The organism is Candidatus Aminicenantes bacterium (assembly GCA_026393855.1).
Classification (GTDB): Bacteria; Acidobacteriota; Aminicenantia; order Aminicenantales; family UBA4085; genus UBA4085.
In genome coordinates, this window is record JAPKZJ010000061.1 from 19,326 (window position 1) to 36,729 (window position 17,404).

Below are 17,404 nucleotides of genomic sequence, written 5' to 3' on the forward strand. Positions count from 1 at the left end.
TATGGTATAGATGAATCGTTCGACCGGAACGACTCGCCGATGACGAAAAAGACACCGAACGACTACCTTCTCAGCATCCTGATCTATCTTGTCCTTTTCTTCGCCGCGGCGGTCGGCACCTCGCGCCTCTTGCTGCAAGGGGAACTAGTCACCGTGCCCAACCTCGTCGGCCGCACTCTCAATGAAGCCCGGACGGAATCCGCCCGCCGCAAGACCTCCCTGACGGTTCAGGGCTACCAGTTCGACGGCCGCTATGAGCGGGGCCGCGTGGTCGCCCAGGACCCGCCGCCCCAATCCCGGATCAAATCGCACCGGACGGTCAAGGTCACCCTCAGCGAGGGCAGTGAAAAAGTCGCCGTCCCCAAGCTCGAAGGCCGGAGCCTGGAGTGGGCCGCCCAATCTTTGAAGAACGCCAAGCTTCTGCGCGGCCGCGTTTCGCAGATCCATTCGGCCCAATACGCCGCCGGGCGCATCATCGCCCAGTATCCGCCCCCGGAAGCCACGGTGGGCCGCAGCTCGGCCGTGAACTTCCTGGTCAGCCAGGGCGCCTGGGAGGACCGTTTCATCATGCCCGATCTGATCGAGAAGGACGCCAACTTCGTCCTTCGCCAGCTGCGGGCGTTGGACTTCAAAGTGGCCGAGATCCACCCTTCGTTCTACCCGGGGCTCGAGCCCGGCATCATCATCAAGCAATTCCCCGTCCACGGCTACAAGGTCCAGAAACGCAACCAGGTCGCCCTTGAGGTCAGCAAGTAAGATGGCCCTCCTCGCCCCCTCCCTGCTGTCGGCGGACTTCACCCGCCTGGCCGAGGCCGCGGCCGCGGCCGAAGCCGGAGGCGCGGATCTGCTCCATGTCGACATCATGGACGGGCATTTCGTCCCCGGCCTGACCTTCGGGCCCGGCCTAGTCGCCCGCCTCAAGAAGGCGACCCGGCTGCCGCTGGACGTCCATCTCATGGTCGATACGCCGCGTGAGGTCGTGCCGTGGTTCCTTGACGCGGGGGCCGATTGGATCTCGATCCACGTCGAGGCGACCCCCCACCTCCATCGCGACATCGACGCCATCCTGACCGCGGGCCGCAAAGCCGGCGCCGCGCTCAATCCCGCGACACCGCTGGCCGCTCTGCAGGACATCCTGCCCGACCTCGACTTCGTTCTGATCATGTGCGTCAATCCGGGCCGGGGCAGCCAGCGATTCATCCCGGGCTCGCGCCAACGGATCCGCGATTTGCGGCGGACGCTGCGGGAAGCCAGCCTCCCGGCCCTGGTCGAGATCGACGGCGGGGTCAACGACGACAACGTGGCCGGGCTGGTCCGCGACGGCGCCCAGATCATCGTCGCCGGCAACGCCGTGTTCAACGACCCCGACCCGGCGCGGGCGGCCGCAAGGTTGAAAAACCTGGCCGCCCGGGCGGAGAGCGCATGAACATCGTCGTCACGGGGGCGGCCGGATTCATCGGATCGCGTCTCTCGCTGCGACTGCTCGAAAACGGCTGCCGGGTCACCGGCATCGACTGCTTGACCGATTTCTACGCCGAACGGATCAAGCGCCGGAACCTCGCGCCGCTCCTCGGCCACAAGAAATTCCGTTGGCTGAACGCCGACCTCAACGAGCTGCCCCTGCGCCCTCTCCTGCGCGGCGCCGACGCCGTCTACCACCTGGCCGCCCAGGCCGGAGTGCGGGATTCCTGGGGCGAACAGTTCGATGTCTACATCCGCCAGAACATCCGGGCCACCCAGCGGTTGCTCGAGGCGGCTAAAGGCCTGCCTCTGCGCCGCTTCGTCTACGCCTCCTCATCCTCCGTCTATGGCCTGACGCCCGACATGCCTTTCAAAGAGACGAGCCCCCTGCATCCGCTCTCGCCCTACGGCGTCAGCAAGCTGGCGGCCGAGAACCTGGCCTTCCTCTACTTCCAAAACTACGGCGTGCCCGCGGTTTCGCTGCGGTTCTTTACCGTCTACGGCCCCGGCCAGCGCCCCGACATGGCCTTCCACAAGTTTCTCAAAGCCATCCACGCAGGCGCGGCGATCACGGTCTACGGCGACGGCAAGCAGACCCGCGATTTCACCTACATCGACGATATCGTCTCGGCCAACCTGGCGGCCCTGGAGCGCGGCCGACCCGGCCAGGTTTACAACGTCGGCGGCGGCCATCGCGAACGTTTGGACCGGATTTTCAAGGTGTTGGCTTCAGTCTGCGGGCGCCCTCCCCGCTTGCGCCGCGTGGCTCCCCAAAAAGGCGATGTCCTGCACACCTTCGCCGACATTTCAAAGGCCGAGCGGGAGCTCGGCTTCGCGCCCCGGACCGGGCTGGCCGACGGGCTGGCCGCAGAATGGGATTACATCCAACAACTCTACCCCCTCCCGGCCTCCGGCCAAGAAGCGGTCAAAGGAACGATTTCATGAACCAAAAGATCATCACGGGACTGGCCCTCGTCTGTCTTATCGTCGCCGCGGCCGACTGCGGCAAGAAGGCCAAAGCGGTCGTCGTCCCCGGCGCCGGCCAAGCGGCCTCGGACGAAGCCCTCTACAAAGAAGGGGAACAATACCTGAAGAAGGATCCCGAGCGGGCCCGGCTTTACATGCGCCAAGTCATCGACTCGTTCCCCAAGAGCTTCTATGCCCAGCGGGCCAAGCTGGCCGTCGCCGACACCTATTTCCGGGAGAACGACGAGGGCAATCTGATCCTGGCCGCGGCCGAATACGCCGAGTTCATCCGCCTCTTCCCCTACAGCCCCTCCGCCTCCTTCGCCCAATACAGGATCGCCCTGAGCTTTTTCAACAAAGCCCTGAAACCGGGACGCGACCAGCAGAAAACCCTGCAGGCCTTGGCCGAATTCAAGAAGGTCTTGAGCATCTATCCGTTGAGCGAAGAGGCCAAGACGGCCCGCCAAGGCATCCTCAACTGCGAGGAACGCCTGGCCCAGCACGCGGTCTTGATCGCCGAGCACTATGTCCGCACCAAAGCCTACGCCGCGGCGGTCGACCGACTGATCGAGATCCTGACGAGCTACCCGTCGTTCTCGGGCATGGAACAGGTCTACTACTATCTGGGGCTCTGCTACGTCGGATGGAACAAGGCCGATCAGGCCGTGCCTTACCTGACCAAGCTGGTGACGGACTATCCCAAGAGCAAGCTGGCCGTCAAGGGTCAGAAGCTCCTGGCCGAGGCGAAAACAGCCAAGCCGCCCGTTCCGCCTCCGGCTAAGCCCCCGGTCAAGAAATAAGGAGGACCCATGCGCGCACATCGTCTTCTGGCGATTCCGGCCCTGCTGCTCATCGCGATCGCGGGCAGCGCATCCCCGGCCGCTCAGACCGACGCGGGGACCTCCGGCTTGCACTTGAAGCCCGCCTTCCATTTCGAACTGTTCTCGCGGACGCTGACCTGGGACGACGGCACCCGCTCTTCGCGTCTCCTCAGCCCGCAGGCCTTCGTCGGACTGGATTTCGAGATCACCCCAGGCTTCGATATCGGCCTCATCGGCGGCTACAGCCTGTCCAACTGGAACGGCCTGGTCTTCCGGAACCTGCCCTTCTCAATCGATAATCAGGCCGGCTCGATCGGCGGCCTCATCGTCGGGGCCGAGGTGCGCAAGCGGCTTTTCGTCTCCGGATTCTGGGAGATGGACGCCGAGGCCCGGTTCAGCGCCTATCTGGGGCAGGCCGCCTCTTATCCCATCACGGGCCTGGCGGTCGAGGGCCAAGCCGACCTCAAGGGGAACTGGATGCGGGTGGAAGTCGGCCCGGTGCTGATTTACCGCGGCTTCGAGCTCTTCTCGCCATTCCTCGGCGTCGCCTACGACCGGCTCTGGGGCAAGATGACCATGACCGAGACGATCGAAGACCTGGAGGGGACGGAAGAGAAGAAGGTCGCCGGCGCCGGCGCCTTCGCGGTGAGCTTCGGAACCATTTATGAACCTTCGACCGCCTTCCGGATCAAGATCGGCGCGACGCTTATCCCCTTCCAGAAAATCGGCGGCGGCCTTGGCCTTGACTACGGCGGCACGGTACGCGCCGGGTTGGCCTTCTAAGGAGGATGAACCATGACCCCCCACCTGCGCCAAGCAATTCTCATCCTGGCCGCCGTCGCCACGGCCGCCGCCGCCATGGCCTTCCAAACGACGCCGGCCGTTCCGCGCGATGTCGCCTCCGCCGGTGCGTCCTTCCTCGGCGACGCTTCCGGGCTGCCCGCTTACGCCCCCGACCAAGTCCTGGTTAAGTTCAGGCGCTCGATTCCGCAGATCCTGAAGGCCGCCACCCTAGCCGCTTACGGCTCCCGCATTGTCGCCCGGGTGGACAGGCTCGATGTCTACACGATTCAAACGCCCGAGGGGACGACGGTCGAGGAGATGATCGACGCCCTAGCGCGCAACCCCGACGTCGAGTATGCCCACCCCAACCATTATCTGCGCGCGACGCTGACCCCGAACGATCCTTTGTTCAAGTACCAGTACGCCCTCTCGAACACGGGCCAGCAGATCGGCAGCGTCCCCGGCAGCCCGACGGGCAAGGCCAGCGCCGACATCAAGGGCCCGGCCGCCTGGGAGGAGACGATCGGGAGCGAGACGGTGACCGTGGCCGTCGTCGACTCCGGCGTGGATCTGACGCATCCCGACCTCGTCGACAAGATCAAGAACAGCGGCTATGACTTCGTCAACAACGATCACGACGCCACCGACGATTATGTCCATGGGACATTGGTGGCCGGCATCATCGCGGCCGGAACGGACAATAGCGAGGGTATCGCCGGCGTCGCCTGGAACTGCCGGATCCTGCCCGTCAAGGTACTGGACAAAACCGGCACAGGGACGACCGACAAGGTCGCCCAGGGTATCATCTATGCGGCCGACAACGGCGCCTCCGTCATCAACCTCAGCCTGGGCTCGCCGACCGGCGACGAGACCCTGCGCAGCGCCCTGCGCTACGCCTACGACAAGGGTGTCGTCATCATCGCCGCAGCCGGCAACTCGGCCGGGCCCGTATATTATCCGGCCGCCTACGACAACTACGTCTTCGCCGTAGCCGCCACCGATTACAACGACGTCCGGGCCTCGTTCTCCAACATCGGCGCCGAGATCGACGCCGCGGCCCCCGGCGTCCAGATCCTGTCCACCGTGCCCACCTGGTTTTTCGGTCCGGCGACGCTTCCCTATGGATACGCCGACGGCACCTCGATGGCCGCGCCGCACGTCTCCGGCCTGGCCGCCCTGATCAAGGGCCTCAAACCCGGCTTGACGCCGGCCCAGATCATGGCCATCATGCGGTACTCGGCCGACGACGTCAACGCCGCCGGCTACGCCGGCAAGGACGAATTTCTCGGCTACGGCCGCATCAACATGGAAAAGGCCCTCGTCCCCCTCATCCTCCAGAAGAAATAAGCCGGCATGATCCGTCACCTGCGCGTCCGGAACCTCGCCACGATCGAGGATCTGGAGATCCGGTTCGGGCCGGGATTTTCCGTCCTGACCGGCGAAACGGGAGCCGGCAAGTCCATCCTCATCGACAGCCTCCGGCTCATCGGGGGCGAAAAGGCCTCCGCGGATCTCATCCGGACGGGCTGCCGCGAGGCCGTCGTGGAAGCCCTCCTGACCCGCCCGCCCACCGCCCCGGCCGCGCCTCCGATTCTCGAAGCCGAGGAGATGAGCGTGCAGCGGATCGTAGCCGAGGAGGGCGCGGCCAAGGCCTATTGCGACGGCGTCCTCGTGCCCCTCAAGCGGCTGCGCGACCTCGTCTCGGGCCTGATCGACGTCTACGGCCAGAACGACCACATCTTCCTGCTCCGGCTGGACAGCCATCTCGATTACCTGGACCAGCAGGCCGGCACCCTGGCCTTGCGGACCGAGACGGCCGGCCTGGCCGGCGAGCTGCGGGCGCAATGGCAGAAGCGGCTCGAATGGCGGGCCAAGGAGCGCGACCGGCGGCAGCGGCTGGACTATTTGGAATACCAGATCCAGGAGCTCGAGAAAGCCGCTCTGCGGCCGGGCGAGGAAGACGAGCTGCGGGCCGAGCGCCATCGCCTGCGCAACGCCGAGAAGATCGGCGGCCTCCTCGACAAGGCTCTCGGCCTGGCCTACTCCGGGGAGCCTTCCCTATCCGAGCTGGCCGTGAAGCTGCAGGCCGTGCTGGACGAGCTCGTCGGCTTCGACGCCGCCTTCGCCGACTACCGGGAGGCGCTGGGCCCGGCCGTCATCGCCGCCCGCGAGGCCGCCGATTTTCTGATGCGCTACAAGGACGGCCAGGATGTCGCGCCCGAGCGGCTCGAGACAATCGAGGAACGCCTCAGCCGGATCGAAAGCCTGAAAAGAAAGTACGGGGGCCAATTGGAGGAGGTCCGCGTCCGGCTGGACGAGCTGGTCGCCGAGCGCGACGATCTGGTCCGGATCCAGGACCGGCTGGCGGCGGCCGACGAGGAGATCGCTCGGCTCCACGCCGCTTTCGCCGAGAAAGCCGCCCGGCTGTCGGACCGGAGGCGGGCTGCGGCCGCGGAGCTCGGGGGCGCCATCGAGCGGGAGATCGGGATGCTCGGGATGAAAAAAGCCCGCTTCGAGGTCCGCGTCTCCCCGCAGCCGGTCCCGTTGGAGAGCGCCGACGCCGTTCGGGATTCCGGCTGGGACGAGGTCGAATTCCTGATCAGCCCCAACCCGGGCGAAGACCTCAAACCCCTGCGTCGGATCGCCTCGGGCGGCGAACTCTCCCGAATCATGCTGGCCCTCAAATCGGCCGGCCGGGCCCGGGAAGGGGCGCCGACCCTGATCTTCGACGAGATCGACGCCGGCATCGGCGGCCGCACGGCCGACTTCGTGGCCCAGAAGCTGCGCCGCCTGGCCCGAACCCATCAGGTCATCTGCATCACCCACCTGCCCCAGATCGCCTCCCACGCCGACTATCATTTCCGGATCGATAAACGGATCGAGAAGGATCGCACCTTCACCACCGTCCGCGCCCTCCTGGGCGAAGAGCGGGTAGAGGAGATCGCCCGGCTCATGACCGGAAGCCGGATCACAGACGCGGCTCGGGCCAGCGCCCGCGAGATGCTGCGTCCCGACGGCCGGGAATGATCCGGCCGGACAAGGAGACTCTCATGGCCGAAAATCCGCGCGTAGCCAAGGCCGCGGCCGTCTTCGAGGAAGGATTCAGCTGTTCCCAGGCCGTCTTCCTCGCTTTTGCCGAGGACCTCGGCCTGGAACGCGAGACGGCCCTGCGGCTCAGCCAGGCCTTCGGCGGCGGCATGGCCCACCTCGGGGAGGCTTGCGGCGCCGTGACCGGGGCCTTCATGGCCCTCTCCCTCAAGCATGGCAGGACCCGGGCCGACGACCTGGCCGCCCGCGACCGGACCTACGAGCGCATGCGGCGGCTGGCCGACCGCTTCAAAGAGCTCCACGGCTCGCTCAAGTGCCCGACCCTCATCGGTGTGGACCTGGCCACCCCCGAAGGCATGGCCGAGGCCCGCGACCGGGGGCTCTTTCGCACGCTTTGCGCGGGCTACGTCCGGACGGCCGCCGAGCTCGTCGACGAGCTGCTCTAGAAGGCCCGGCGCCTCCCCGCGCCCCTTCCCGGCTGGTGTATAATGGGCGCCGCCATGTCCAACGATCTCGTCGGCCGCCTCTTTTTCATCCGGACCTTCGGCTGCCAGATGAACGAGAACGACTCCGAAAAGATCGCCGGCGTCCTCGCGGCCGAGGGCGCCCGGCCGGCCGGGCGCGCAGAAGACGCCGACATCCTGATCATCAACAGTTGCGCCGTCCGGGCCAAATCCGAGGAGAAGATGTACTCCTACCTCGGCCGTTTGGCCCAGATGAAGGCCCGCCGGCCCCTCCTTATCGGCGTCGCCGGCTGCATCGCCCAAATCGAGGGCGATCGAATTCTATCCCGCCGGTTGGGAGTCGACTTCGTGATCGGTCCCGACGAATACCTGAAGCTCCCCGAGATCCTGGCTCGGACCGACGCGGGCCCCGTCGTCGCCGCCGAACAGGTCGCCGCGTGGCAGGAGGCGCCTCCCCGTCTCTTGGCCCGCCAAAGCCCGATCAGCGCCTTCGTCACGATCATGGAGGGCTGCGACAACTTCTGCTCCTACTGCATCGTGCCCATGGCTCGGGGGCGGGAAAAATTCCGTCCCCTGGAGTCCATCCGGGCCGAAGTCGAGGACCTGGCCCGGCGCGGCTACCGGGAAATTCAATTCCTCGGCCAGAACGTCAACTCCTACCGCGACCCGGACGGCCGGGCCGACTTCGCCCGCCTGCTGGCGGAGATGGAGCGAATCCCGGGGCCGGAGTGGATCCGCTTCCTGACCTCGCATCCCCGGAGTTTCGGCCCTTCGATCATCGAAGCCATGGCCGCCTCCCCCCGCATCTGCCGCCAGCTCCACCTGCCGATCCAATCCGGATCGAGCTCGGTCCTGGCCCGCATGAACAGGGGCTATTCGCGGGCTGATTACCTTGGGCTCGTCGCCCGCCTGCGCGAGCGCCTGCCCGGCCTTTGCCTGAGCACGGACATCATCGTCGGCTTTCCGGGCGAGACCGAGGAGGAGTTTCTCGAAACCCTGGCGATTCTGGAGGAGATTCGATTCACCTCCATCTTCTCCTTCCGCTACTCGCCCCGGCCGGGGACGGCGGCGGCCCGCGGCCCCGACGATGTTCCCTTAGAGGTCAAGCGCCGCCGACTGATCGAGGTCCAAACCCTCCAGAAGAGGCTGCAAACGGAATTTCACCGCAGCCTCATCGGCCGGACCCTGAAAGTACTGGCTTTGGGACCGGGCAAGAAAGACGCCACGGCCTTTTCCGGCCGCACGGAAGGCGGCCAAGTCGTCAATTTCCGGGCCGAGGGCGACGTCACCGGCCGCTTCCTGGACCTTGAGATCATCGGCGCCGGCCCGTATAGCCTGCGCGGGGCTCCTGCCTCCCTCCCCAGCTAGCCTCGGCCGTTTGAAAACGATATTTTTTGCTTCCGAACATAGTTTTTCGCTGGGCCAAAGCTGCGGCGCCGAGTACGAACTGGCCCGCGGGTGCATCATCAAGCTCTGGCCTGAGGGAGCTAAGCTCATGACCCGGGCCACGGATCCGGCAGCGCGGGAATGAGCCGTCGCCGGCCGAAGCCTACATCGGCGGCTTATGGCCCGCCAACAGCCCCAGAAAATTGTCGAGGAGTCGAGGGTGGAAGGCGATCCCCCGTTCCTGGCGCAGGATTTCAAGAATCGCTTCCATCGATTTCGGTTCACTATAGGCGCGGCGGCTGCGCAAGGCGTCGAACACATCGGCGATGGCGACCATTTGTCCGACGATGTGGGGCTTCCACCCCGGGCCGAAGTAGGGGTATCCGGTCCCGTCGAATTTGCGGTGATGTTCGAGAGCCACCAGCGCGGCCAGCTTGGGAACGCCCTCCTGGGTCATCAGATACCGGCCGCCTTTCAGGGTATGCTTTTCAATGACGACGCGTTCCTGCGGCGTCAACCGGCCCGGCTTGCCCAGGATCTCGGGGGGGATGAATATCTTGCCCATGTCGTGGAGCAAGGCCGCGATCCCGATCTCGCGGACGGACGCGGAGGAAAAGCCGAGAATACGGGCCTGTCCGATGGTTAGAATTCCGACATTCACGGCATGGGTGAAGGTGTATTCGTGGACCTCCTTGACCGAAGCCAGCAGGCCGATCGGATCGGCGTCCAAACCCAGTATGCCGATGAACCGTTTGACGATCTCTTCGGCGTTGTGCATGTCGACACGTTTGTTCCGCTCAGCCAGTTGGTATAGCTCTTTGATCCGGTCGAATTCCTGATCGCCGCCGATCAGGCTGACGTCCGTCGTCGGCCGCTCCCCGGCTGGAATAGAGCAGGCTTCCAATGGCCAGGTCTCCTCCCCCATCCGGAGTTCCACTTTGCCGAGCCGGATGCCGGTGGAGGATCGGAGCGGGGTGCCGCCTTTGGCCGCCAGGCCGGCTATGAAGCTCATCAGTTCGAGCTTGGTGATGCCGGCCGCAAAGGTGAGACGCTCGATTTCGTTTTCCTTTAAAATAGAGATGAATTTTTTTATAAAGAGCCTGGTTTCCGCCAGAGGCCGATCCTCGACGATGAGGCGATCGCCGACCAGGAAAACCGTTATGGACTTGATTGTCCCCAACAGGCTCGTCAGCTCCCCAAAGGCCGATTGGACATAGTCCACGACATAGGGGTGATCACAGCCGTAATAGCGCATATTGGAGATCGCCGACGTCAGAGGATAAGCGGCCCGCAAAAATCCCTCTTGAACATCGAATTCCGTCATCAGCTCGTCGCCTCCGTTCCCAAATCCGAAAAGCTCATAGCGGGCCCCGGATGATGGTTTGAAGAACCCCGCAAATCGCCTTGATTCGGAAGTCCTTGTCCCGCCGTCCGAAGCTCAGTAATCCCGCCAGGTTCTCCGGAGGATAGCCTTCCAGGGACTCAAAGATGGCCAGCTTCAAGCTCCGCCGGGCGCCGGCGTGAAAAGGCCTCTTCCGGCGCGCCAGCTTCTCCAGAGTGGGCAGGGTCAGGGGGTCGCCGATGCGGCCCAGTGCTCTGATGATCTCCCCATTGCGCTGGTCATCCGGCCAGCGGATGACGGAGGGATCGATCATCCTCCGAAGATCGCTCGCCACTAAACGGACCCTATACAGCCCGGCCAGTTTGATCGCTCCCCGCGATTCCAGCTCGATTTCGGATTGAATGGCTCTGCGCAGGACGTCCGGCGCCGCCTCATCCCGGAAGCTCAGTAAGGCGGACAGGGCTTCCAATCGAACCTGCGAATCCGCATGACGGAGGAGAGGCCGGAGACTCGGGATACCGGCGGGAGTGCCGTTTTGCCTAATGAAGGCCAGCAGCGTCCGAATCGCGCCCGGGGGCCGGTCCATAAGCCTGCGTAGGGCTTCCTCGACCGCGGCCTCACGAAATTGCTTGAGCAGATGAAGTAAAGGCCGACTGCCGCCAAGCCCTTCCTTCGCGACGAGCAGGTCCATCAGCTCCGGGACGCACGAAGCGCCCAGCGCGCTCAATAATGCCGAGGCCTCGCCGGTCTTCAGGAGTTCGCAGTTCTTGAACGCCCGGACCGCCGCGGAGATGAACGCCGCGTCTTCGAACGCCCGAAGGGACGTTTCGGTCGCTCGCGTCAGGGGCCCGGGCGTCTCTTCGGCCCGGCGGCGAAGCCGGCCCAGGATCTTGAGCAACAAGCCGAATTCGCCGGCGCGAAGATGATGGGGCGCATATTCGGCGGCTTTCCCGGCGAAAACCTCATAGTCCTCCGCATCGAGCTCTTGCTCCAACAGCGCAGCCAGGAGATAGCCGATCCCCGTTTCGATCCGTTGCTCATCGAGAGCTCCGTCGAGCTCGGCAGGAGAAAAGGGAGACCCTGATTCTTCCTCAGCCGGAGAAAAATCCGCGGCGCCGAGTACCGGCATCCGGCCCAGATCCTCGAGAGTCGCGTCATACTCCGCGTCCACGTACTCTTCGTGTTTTTCCCGGGCAAAGAGAACGCGGTATTTTTCCCGAGACAGGCGGGACGGGCTTTCCGCCGGCCCGATCGTCCCCCCAACGGAGGGCAACGCCCCCCGGAGGCCGGACAATTCGCCGATCATGGTCAGAAGAGCGGGAGAGATGGCCCGATTCTCCGCATCGGCCTGCTCCAGCATTTCCAGGATTAGGCTTTCATCCAAGCCGGCCAGCGATTCGTTGGGCCGGTCATTCACATGGGGAAAGGCCTGGGACAAAAACCGCCGTTTAATCTCCGGCCGCAAATTGCGCAGAAAGACGCTCAGCTTCTCCATGATCAGCGGATCGGACTTCCGGCCGGACGGTTCCGCCAGGATTTCGCCCCAATCGCCGGACAGGACCTCCGGGATCGAGGGAAGCGTATTGATGAACTCGGAGAGCTTGAGGGGATCGATGTCGTCCTGGAAGTCCGGAGGGTTTCCCGGATCAATCCCGGCCCGTCCGCCGCCGGTCATTTTCTTGACAAAATCCTGCCAGAGGTCGGATTGGCGACCCGGCCGATGGTCGGCTGAAGAGGGAGAAATCTCCGCTTCTTCAGTCAGGTGAAAAGCCTTGTAATCCATTTCCTTGAGGAGAATATGGGTCAAGCCCGCCTGCGCCGCCATTCCCTCGATGCCGCCCCCCGTTCGAATTTCCTCCGGGGAGCGATTCACGAGGCGATGAAGGTCGACCAGCTCTTCCCTTCTCAATCCCTCGAGGAGCGTGATGGAGATGATATCCCGTCTATTTAAAACCCCGGCGAATTCCCTGAAAACGGGATTCCCGGGGTTCAGAGGCTCTCCGCCGGCCAACAGAAAATCCTTCGCCGCCCCCAGGATCAAAGAAGGCCGGGTCCGGAGCAGAACCAGGAGCATCTCATAGACCCGATCGATGCTTTGGATGACCTGAGGATGGTCGGCCGGATAGAGGCCGGCATAGGTTCGGGACAGGTTGAATTCCTTGATAACCCGCGTCAGGGATTCTTTGTCCGGAAAAAAATCCCGCTCCTCCGGCCGGACCTCGGCCGCTTTCCGCACTTCTTCATCTTGATCGGAAACCATTCCCTTTTTTTAGAATATCATTATTGTAGCGGGTTGTTCAAACCGTCTTCGGATCAGCCTCGGCCTCATTGGAGATTCCGGTCTGCCGCCCCAGCCCCGGTTTGTTCCCCTTTCCTGATCAAGTCGCCGGGGAATTCCATCATCTTCGACGCTATTCGCTGGGGGGGGGGGTCGCGTTTTTTGCCCCTCACACCCCGAGCCCTCCTCGCTGGGGGAGCAAGCGTCTTTGGCTCCCCACATCGTGAACCGCATCCTTCCGCGGTTCACGGGGCCGCCCAAAGGGCTGTTGCCCGAACCTCCCCTTTGCAAATCGGCCTCTTTCCGCTATAATCCCGGTTCGCCGTTCGGAGAAACCAAGGCCGACTTATGAAGATCAACGTCTGGAATACTATCCTCCAGCTCAGCAAAGAGCGGGGTGTGATTCCGTCCGTCATCGTCTCGGCCATCGAGGAATCGCTAAAAGTCGCCGCTTCCAGGTACTACACCCGAGGCGAGTCTATCCACGTCTTTTTCCGCCCCGAGAAAGGCGATCTTCGTGTCTACACCGAGCTGAGGATCGTCGAAGCCCCCGCCGATCCGGCCCGCGAGATCTCCCTCGAGGAAGCCCGCCGCCACAATCCGCTGGCCGAGATGGGCGAAACGATCGAGATCGACCTGCCCTCCGATACTCTGGGCCGGATCGCCGCCCAGGCCGCCAAGCAGGTGATCGTGCAGAAAGTCCGGGACGCCGAGCAGGAGAAGATCTACGGCGATTTCTCCCCCCGGATGGGCGAGATCATTTCGGGCGTCTATCGCCGGACGGAAGCGGGCCATGATTTTATCGAGGTCCTCCATACCGACGCCATCCTGCCCCACCGGGAGAAGCTGCCCGGCGACCGCTTCGAGCGCGGCGACCGCGTCCGGGCTTCCATCATCCAGGTCCGCCGCGGGGCCAAGGGCCAGGAGGCCCAGATCGTGCTTTCCCGGGCAACGCCCAAGTTCCTGGAGCGCCTGCTGACGCTGGAGATCCCCGAAATCGCCGGCGGGACGATCCAGATCAAGGATATCGTCCGCCAACCCGGCGAACGAGCCAAAGTGGCCGTCCTGACGACCGAGCGGGACGTCGACCCGGTCGGGGCCTGCATCGGCGTCAAGGGCGCCCGCATCCTGGCCATCAGCAAAGAGCTGGGGGGCGAAAAGATCGACATCATCATCTGGTCCCCCAATCCGGCCGCCTTCGCCAAGTCGGCCCTCAGCCCGGCTCGGGTCGACCGGGTCGAGATTCTCGATCAGACGGCCCAGACGATGCAGGCCGTCGTCCCCCAGGACCAGCTCTCGCTGGCCATCGGTAAAAAAGGCATCAACGTCAAGCTGGCCTCGATGCTGGTCGGTTGGAAGATCGCCATCCAGCCCCGGCCCTAATTTGTTGCAAAGGAACCGCCATTGAGCGAGACAAAAACCGTTGTTAAAACCGCCAAGCCGGCCAAGGACGCGGCCAAGCCGCGCCCGGCCATCTATCTGCGCGAAGGCGCGGCCTTCAAGGCCCTGGCCGACAAGCTCAAGGTCCGGCCCAAGGATCTCCTCGACCGTCTCATCGCCCGCGGCTACGCCATCGGGTCCAACGACGTCATCGACGAGCCCCTGGCCGCCCAGCTGTCCAAAGACCTCAACGTGCCCATCGAGATCGTGCCCGTAGAGCGGGAGATCCGGATCATGGCCGAGAGCCGGAAGGCCGACCTCGTCACCCGGGCCCCGGTCGTCACCATCATGGGCCACGTCGACCACGGCAAAACCACCCTGCTCGACGCCATCCGGACCTCCAACCTGGTCGACAAGGAGTCGGGCGGCATCACCCAGCACATCGGCGCCTACCGGGTCACCCACGGCAAGCGCTTCATCACCTTCATCGATACGCCGGGCCACGAGGCCTTTACCCAGCTCAGGGCCCGCGGCGCCAAGCTGACCGACATCGTCGTCCTGGTCATCGCCGCCGACGAGGGCATCATGCCCCAGACCCGAGAGTCGATCAACCACGCCAAGGCCGGCCGCGTCCCGATGATCGTGGCCATCAACAAGACCGACAAGCCCGAGGCCAACCCGGACAAGATCAAGCGGGAGCTGCAGAAGGACGGGCTGCTGGTCGAGGAATGGGGCGGCGACGTCATCGCCGTCGAGGTCTCGGCCCGCGAAAAAAAGGGCATCAAAGAGCTGCTGGAGATGATCCTCCTGATGGCCGATGTCCTGGATCTCAAGGCCAATCCCAAGGTCCCGGCCCAAGGCGTCGTGCTCGAAGCCCGCATGGACGGCAAGAAGGGGCCGCTGGCCACCGTCATCATCCAGCACGGCACCCTGTCCGTCGGCAACGCCTTCATCGCCGGCACGACCTTCGGCCGGGTTCGGGCCCTGGCCGACGACGCCGGGCGGCTGATCAAGACCGCCGGCCCGTCGATTCCGGTCGAGATCCTCGGGTTCAGCGAAGTTCCCCAGGCCGGCGACTTCTTCCAGGCCATCGAGAACGCCGATGAGGCCAAAGCCATCGTCGATTACCGGCTCTCCCGGGGCGGCAAGTCGGATGCCCCGAAGGGCCCGGCCGTAACCCTGGACGACATGTTCAAGAAGCTGGAGCAGGGGGAATCCAAGGAGCTGGCGCTCGTCGTCAAAGCCGATGTCCAAGGCACGGTGGAGGTTCTCAAGGCCCTCCTGCCGACCTTCGGCACGCCCCAGGTCAAGATCAAGATCATCCACGCCGCTACCGGCGCCATCAACGAATCCGACCTCCTGCTGGCCTCCACGACCGGGGCCGTCATCATCGGCCAGAACGTCAAAGCCGGCGCGGGTATCGAGGAGCAAGCGACCAAGCAGGGCGTCGAGATCCGGACCTACAAGATCATCTACAAGCTGACCGACGAGATCAAGAAGGCCGTCACCGGAATGCTGGAGCCCGTGATCAAGGAAACCTACCTCGGCCGGGCTCAGGTCCGGAAGGTTTTTCACATCCCCAAGGTCGGAACGATCGCCGGCAGCTACGTCCAGGACGGCCGGATCACCCGCAACGCCGAAGTCAGGGTCCTGCGCGGCAAAGAGGTCGTTCACAGGGGCAAGCTGTCCTCGCTTAAGCATATCAAGGAAAACGTCAACGAGATCAAGAGCGGCCACGAGTGCGGCATCGGCCTGGCCAACTTCAAGGACGTCCAAGAGGGCGACTTGATCGAGGCCTTCATCACCGAGAAGGTCGTCCCGCGCTGATCCGCCGGGGAGGCGAGCCATGGTCGTCGGCCTGCTGACGCTGGAGCTTCACTTCCCCCACGCCCGGTCGCTTAAGGACAAGCGTCGGGAGCTGCAGGGGCTCAAGGACCGTTTGCGGCGCACGAACGCCGCGATTGCCGAGCTCGATCACCAAGACGTCTGGCAGCGAACCCGGCTGGGCATCGTGACCCTCAATTCCGACGCCTCGGTCGTCGAGGCCATCCTGGACGGCGCCCTGCGCGACATCGAATCCCACCTCAACGGTATCGTGGCCATGGCCGAGCGCCGGTTCCTCTGAGCGAGGCCATGCCCCGCCCCGCCGATCTGCGCGTCCGGAAGGTCGACCGGCTCCTGCGCGAGGCCCTCAGCGGGATCCTGGCCCGCGAAATGGACGAGGCCGAGGCCGGCCTGGTCACGGTGACCAGGGTCCAGACGACCGCCGATCTGCAGTCGGCCCGGGTCTTCGTCAGCCTCTACGGGGCCCCGGATCCGGAAGCCGCCCTGGAGCGCCTCCGGAAGCGGACCGGCTGGCTTCGCCACTGCCTTGCGACCCAAGTGGAATTAAAGTATAATCCAATGCTATTTTTTGAGCTGGATCCGGCTCCCGAGTTCTCGGACCGGCTGGAGCGGCTCATTGAAAAGGCCAAGCGCCATGACCCGGAGCCCGATTGACCCGATCGTCGAGGCCCTGAAGTCCGCCCGCCGGCTGGCCATCACCTCCCACCTCCGGCCCGACGGCGATTCGCTCTGCACCTCGCTGGCCCTGGCCCTGGCGGCCGAGCAGATGGGCAAGCAGGTGGAGATCGTCAACGCCGACCGGACTCCCTACCCATTTTCGACTTTTCCGTCCTGCGCCCGCATCCGCGTGGGCCAGATTCCGGCCCGGGGCCAGGACGTGGTTGTCCTCCTGGAATGCGCGGACGTTTCCCGCTCAGGCATGACCGAGATCGAAGGCGACTTCAAGATCAACATTGATCATCACTATTCCAACGACCTCTACGCCGACCTCAATTGGGTCGACGCCGAGGCCTCCGCGGTCGGCGAGATGATGGCCGAGCTCTGCCGCCGGCTCCCCGTGGCCCTGACGCCGGAGATGGCCGGCCACCTATACTGCGCCATAGCCTCGGACACCGGATCCTTCCAGTTCTCCAACACCACGGCCCGGGCCTTCGCCACCTGCCACGAGCTGGTCCTGGCCGGGGCCGATCCGCTTAAGGTCAGTGAATCGCTCTACCACAACAACACCCCCGAAAAGATCCAGCTTCTCGGCCGGGTGCTCTCGACCCTGACCATCGCCGGGGACGGGGACATCGCGGTCATTTCGATGCGCCGCCAAACCCTGCGCGAGCTGGGCCTGTCCGAAGTCGACACCGAAGACATCACCACCTTGGCCCGCTCCATCCGCGACGTCAACGTCGTCCTCTTTTTTAAGGAGGTTGGCGAGGAGACCTTCCGGGTCAGCATCCGTTCGCGGGGCATCGCCCACGCCGCAGCCATCGCCGAACGATTCCAGGGCGGAGGCCATGCTCACGCCGCCGGCTTCACCGTCTACGGCCCGCACGACCGGTTGATCGTCGAAGTCCCGGCCCAAGTCGCGGCTATCATCCGCGAGCTCGCCGCGCGGCCGACCACGACCGCTCCTTGATCT

Annotated in this window: 16 protein-coding genes; 14 read left to right on the plus strand and 2 right to left on the minus strand. The window is 64.5% G+C overall.

Features of this window, described 5'->3' with window-relative positions; genetic code table 11:
* Positions 1 to 39 precede the first annotated feature (39 nt).
* From NTZ26_06055 to miaB, 9 genes are read left to right on the plus strand one after another with little or no spacing between them, the layout of a single operon-like run.
* Positions 40 to 756 (plus strand): PASTA domain-containing protein, encoded by a 717-nt coding sequence (locus tag NTZ26_06055; protein MCX6560063.1) that lies wholly within the window; start codon positions 40 to 42, stop codon positions 754 to 756.
* Position 757: 1 nt separating this feature from the next.
* The gene (gene rpe / locus NTZ26_06060) at positions 758 to 1,426 is read left to right on the plus strand and encodes a ribulose-phosphate 3-epimerase (GenBank protein MCX6560064.1); all 669 of its coding nucleotides are present in this window, start codon (positions 758 to 760) and stop codon (positions 1,424 to 1,426) included.
* Positions 1,423 to 2,406 carry an NAD-dependent epimerase/dehydratase family protein gene (locus tag NTZ26_06065; protein ID MCX6560065.1) on the plus strand — a complete coding sequence of 328 codons (984 nt, stop codon included), beginning with the start codon at positions 1,423 to 1,425 and terminating at the stop codon, positions 2,404 to 2,406. The genes rpe and NTZ26_06065 overlap by 4 nt, the downstream gene beginning before the upstream one ends.
* Entirely contained in the window at positions 2,403 to 3,227 is an 825-nt protein-coding gene (bamD, locus tag NTZ26_06070) for an outer membrane protein assembly factor BamD (protein ID MCX6560066.1), read from the plus strand. Before NTZ26_06065 ends, bamD begins: the two co-directional genes overlap by 4 nt.
* 9 nt (positions 3,228 to 3,236) lie before the next feature.
* Positions 3,237 to 4,031 carry a hypothetical protein gene (locus NTZ26_06075; GenBank protein MCX6560067.1) on the plus strand — a complete coding sequence of 265 codons (795 nt, stop codon included), beginning with the start codon at positions 3,237 to 3,239 and terminating at the stop codon, positions 4,029 to 4,031.
* Positions 4,032 to 4,043: 12 nt separating this feature from the next.
* Positions 4,044 to 5,378, plus strand: a complete 1,335-nt coding sequence (locus tag NTZ26_06080; GenBank protein MCX6560068.1) for a S8 family serine peptidase — start codon at positions 4,044 to 4,046, stop codon at positions 5,376 to 5,378.
* Positions 5,379 to 5,384: 6 nt separating this feature from the next.
* The gene (recN, locus tag NTZ26_06085) at positions 5,385 to 7,058 is read left to right on the plus strand and encodes a DNA repair protein RecN (GenBank protein MCX6560069.1); all 1,674 of its coding nucleotides are present in this window, start codon (positions 5,385 to 5,387) and stop codon (positions 7,056 to 7,058) included.
* A 23-nt stretch (positions 7,059 to 7,081) separates the two neighbouring features.
* Entirely contained in the window at positions 7,082 to 7,525 is a 444-nt protein-coding gene (locus NTZ26_06090) for a C-GCAxxG-C-C family protein (protein ID MCX6560070.1), read from the plus strand.
* Positions 7,526 to 7,579: 54 nt separating this feature from the next.
* The gene (miaB, locus tag NTZ26_06095) at positions 7,580 to 8,911 is read left to right on the plus strand and encodes a tRNA (N6-isopentenyl adenosine(37)-C2)-methylthiotransferase MiaB (GenBank protein ID MCX6560071.1); all 1,332 of its coding nucleotides are present in this window, start codon (positions 7,580 to 7,582) and stop codon (positions 8,909 to 8,911) included.
* Positions 8,912 to 9,092: 181 nt separating this feature from the next.
* Here the strand turns inward: miaB and NTZ26_06100 are convergent, their stop codons facing one another.
* Together NTZ26_06100 and NTZ26_06105 are read right to left on the minus strand one after the other, a co-directional pair.
* Positions 9,093 to 10,253 carry an HD domain-containing protein gene (locus NTZ26_06100; GenBank protein ID MCX6560072.1) on the minus strand — a complete coding sequence of 387 codons (1,161 nt, stop codon included), beginning with the start codon at positions 10,251 to 10,253 and terminating at the stop codon, positions 9,093 to 9,095.
* 34 nt (positions 10,254 to 10,287) lie between these two features.
* Complete coding sequence (locus tag NTZ26_06105; GenBank protein ID MCX6560073.1) at positions 10,288 to 12,531, minus strand: HEAT repeat domain-containing protein; 2,244 nt, start codon at positions 12,529 to 12,531, stop codon at positions 10,288 to 10,290.
* 366 nt (positions 12,532 to 12,897) lie between these two features.
* On the opposite strand from NTZ26_06105, the gene nusA reads away from it, so the two are divergent.
* Genes nusA through NTZ26_06130 form a run of 5 tightly spaced genes read left to right on the plus strand, consistent with a single transcriptional unit; the run spans position 12,898 to position 17,401 of the window.
* A complete protein-coding gene (gene nusA, locus NTZ26_06110) occupies positions 12,898 to 13,932 on the plus strand; it encodes a transcription termination factor NusA (protein MCX6560074.1) in 1,035 nt (344 codons plus the stop codon).
* 21 nt (positions 13,933 to 13,953) lie between these two features.
* The gene (gene infB / locus NTZ26_06115) at positions 13,954 to 15,756 is read left to right on the plus strand and encodes a translation initiation factor IF-2 (GenBank protein MCX6560075.1); all 1,803 of its coding nucleotides are present in this window, start codon (positions 13,954 to 13,956) and stop codon (positions 15,754 to 15,756) included.
* Positions 15,757 to 15,775: 19 nt separating this feature from the next.
* Positions 15,776 to 16,054, plus strand: coding sequence for a DUF503 domain-containing protein (locus NTZ26_06120; protein ID MCX6560076.1), 279 nt, complete (start codon positions 15,776 to 15,778; stop codon positions 16,052 to 16,054).
* Positions 16,055 to 16,062: 8 nt separating this feature from the next.
* On the plus strand, positions 16,063 to 16,428 hold the full coding sequence (rbfA, locus tag NTZ26_06125) for a 30S ribosome-binding factor RbfA (protein ID MCX6560077.1): 366 nt from the start codon (positions 16,063 to 16,065) through the stop codon (positions 16,426 to 16,428).
* Entirely contained in the window at positions 16,409 to 17,401 is a 993-nt protein-coding gene (locus NTZ26_06130; protein ID MCX6560078.1) for a bifunctional oligoribonuclease/PAP phosphatase NrnA, read from the plus strand. Before rbfA ends, NTZ26_06130 begins: the two co-directional genes overlap by 20 nt.
* The last annotated feature ends 3 nt before the right edge of the window (positions 17,402 to 17,404 follow it).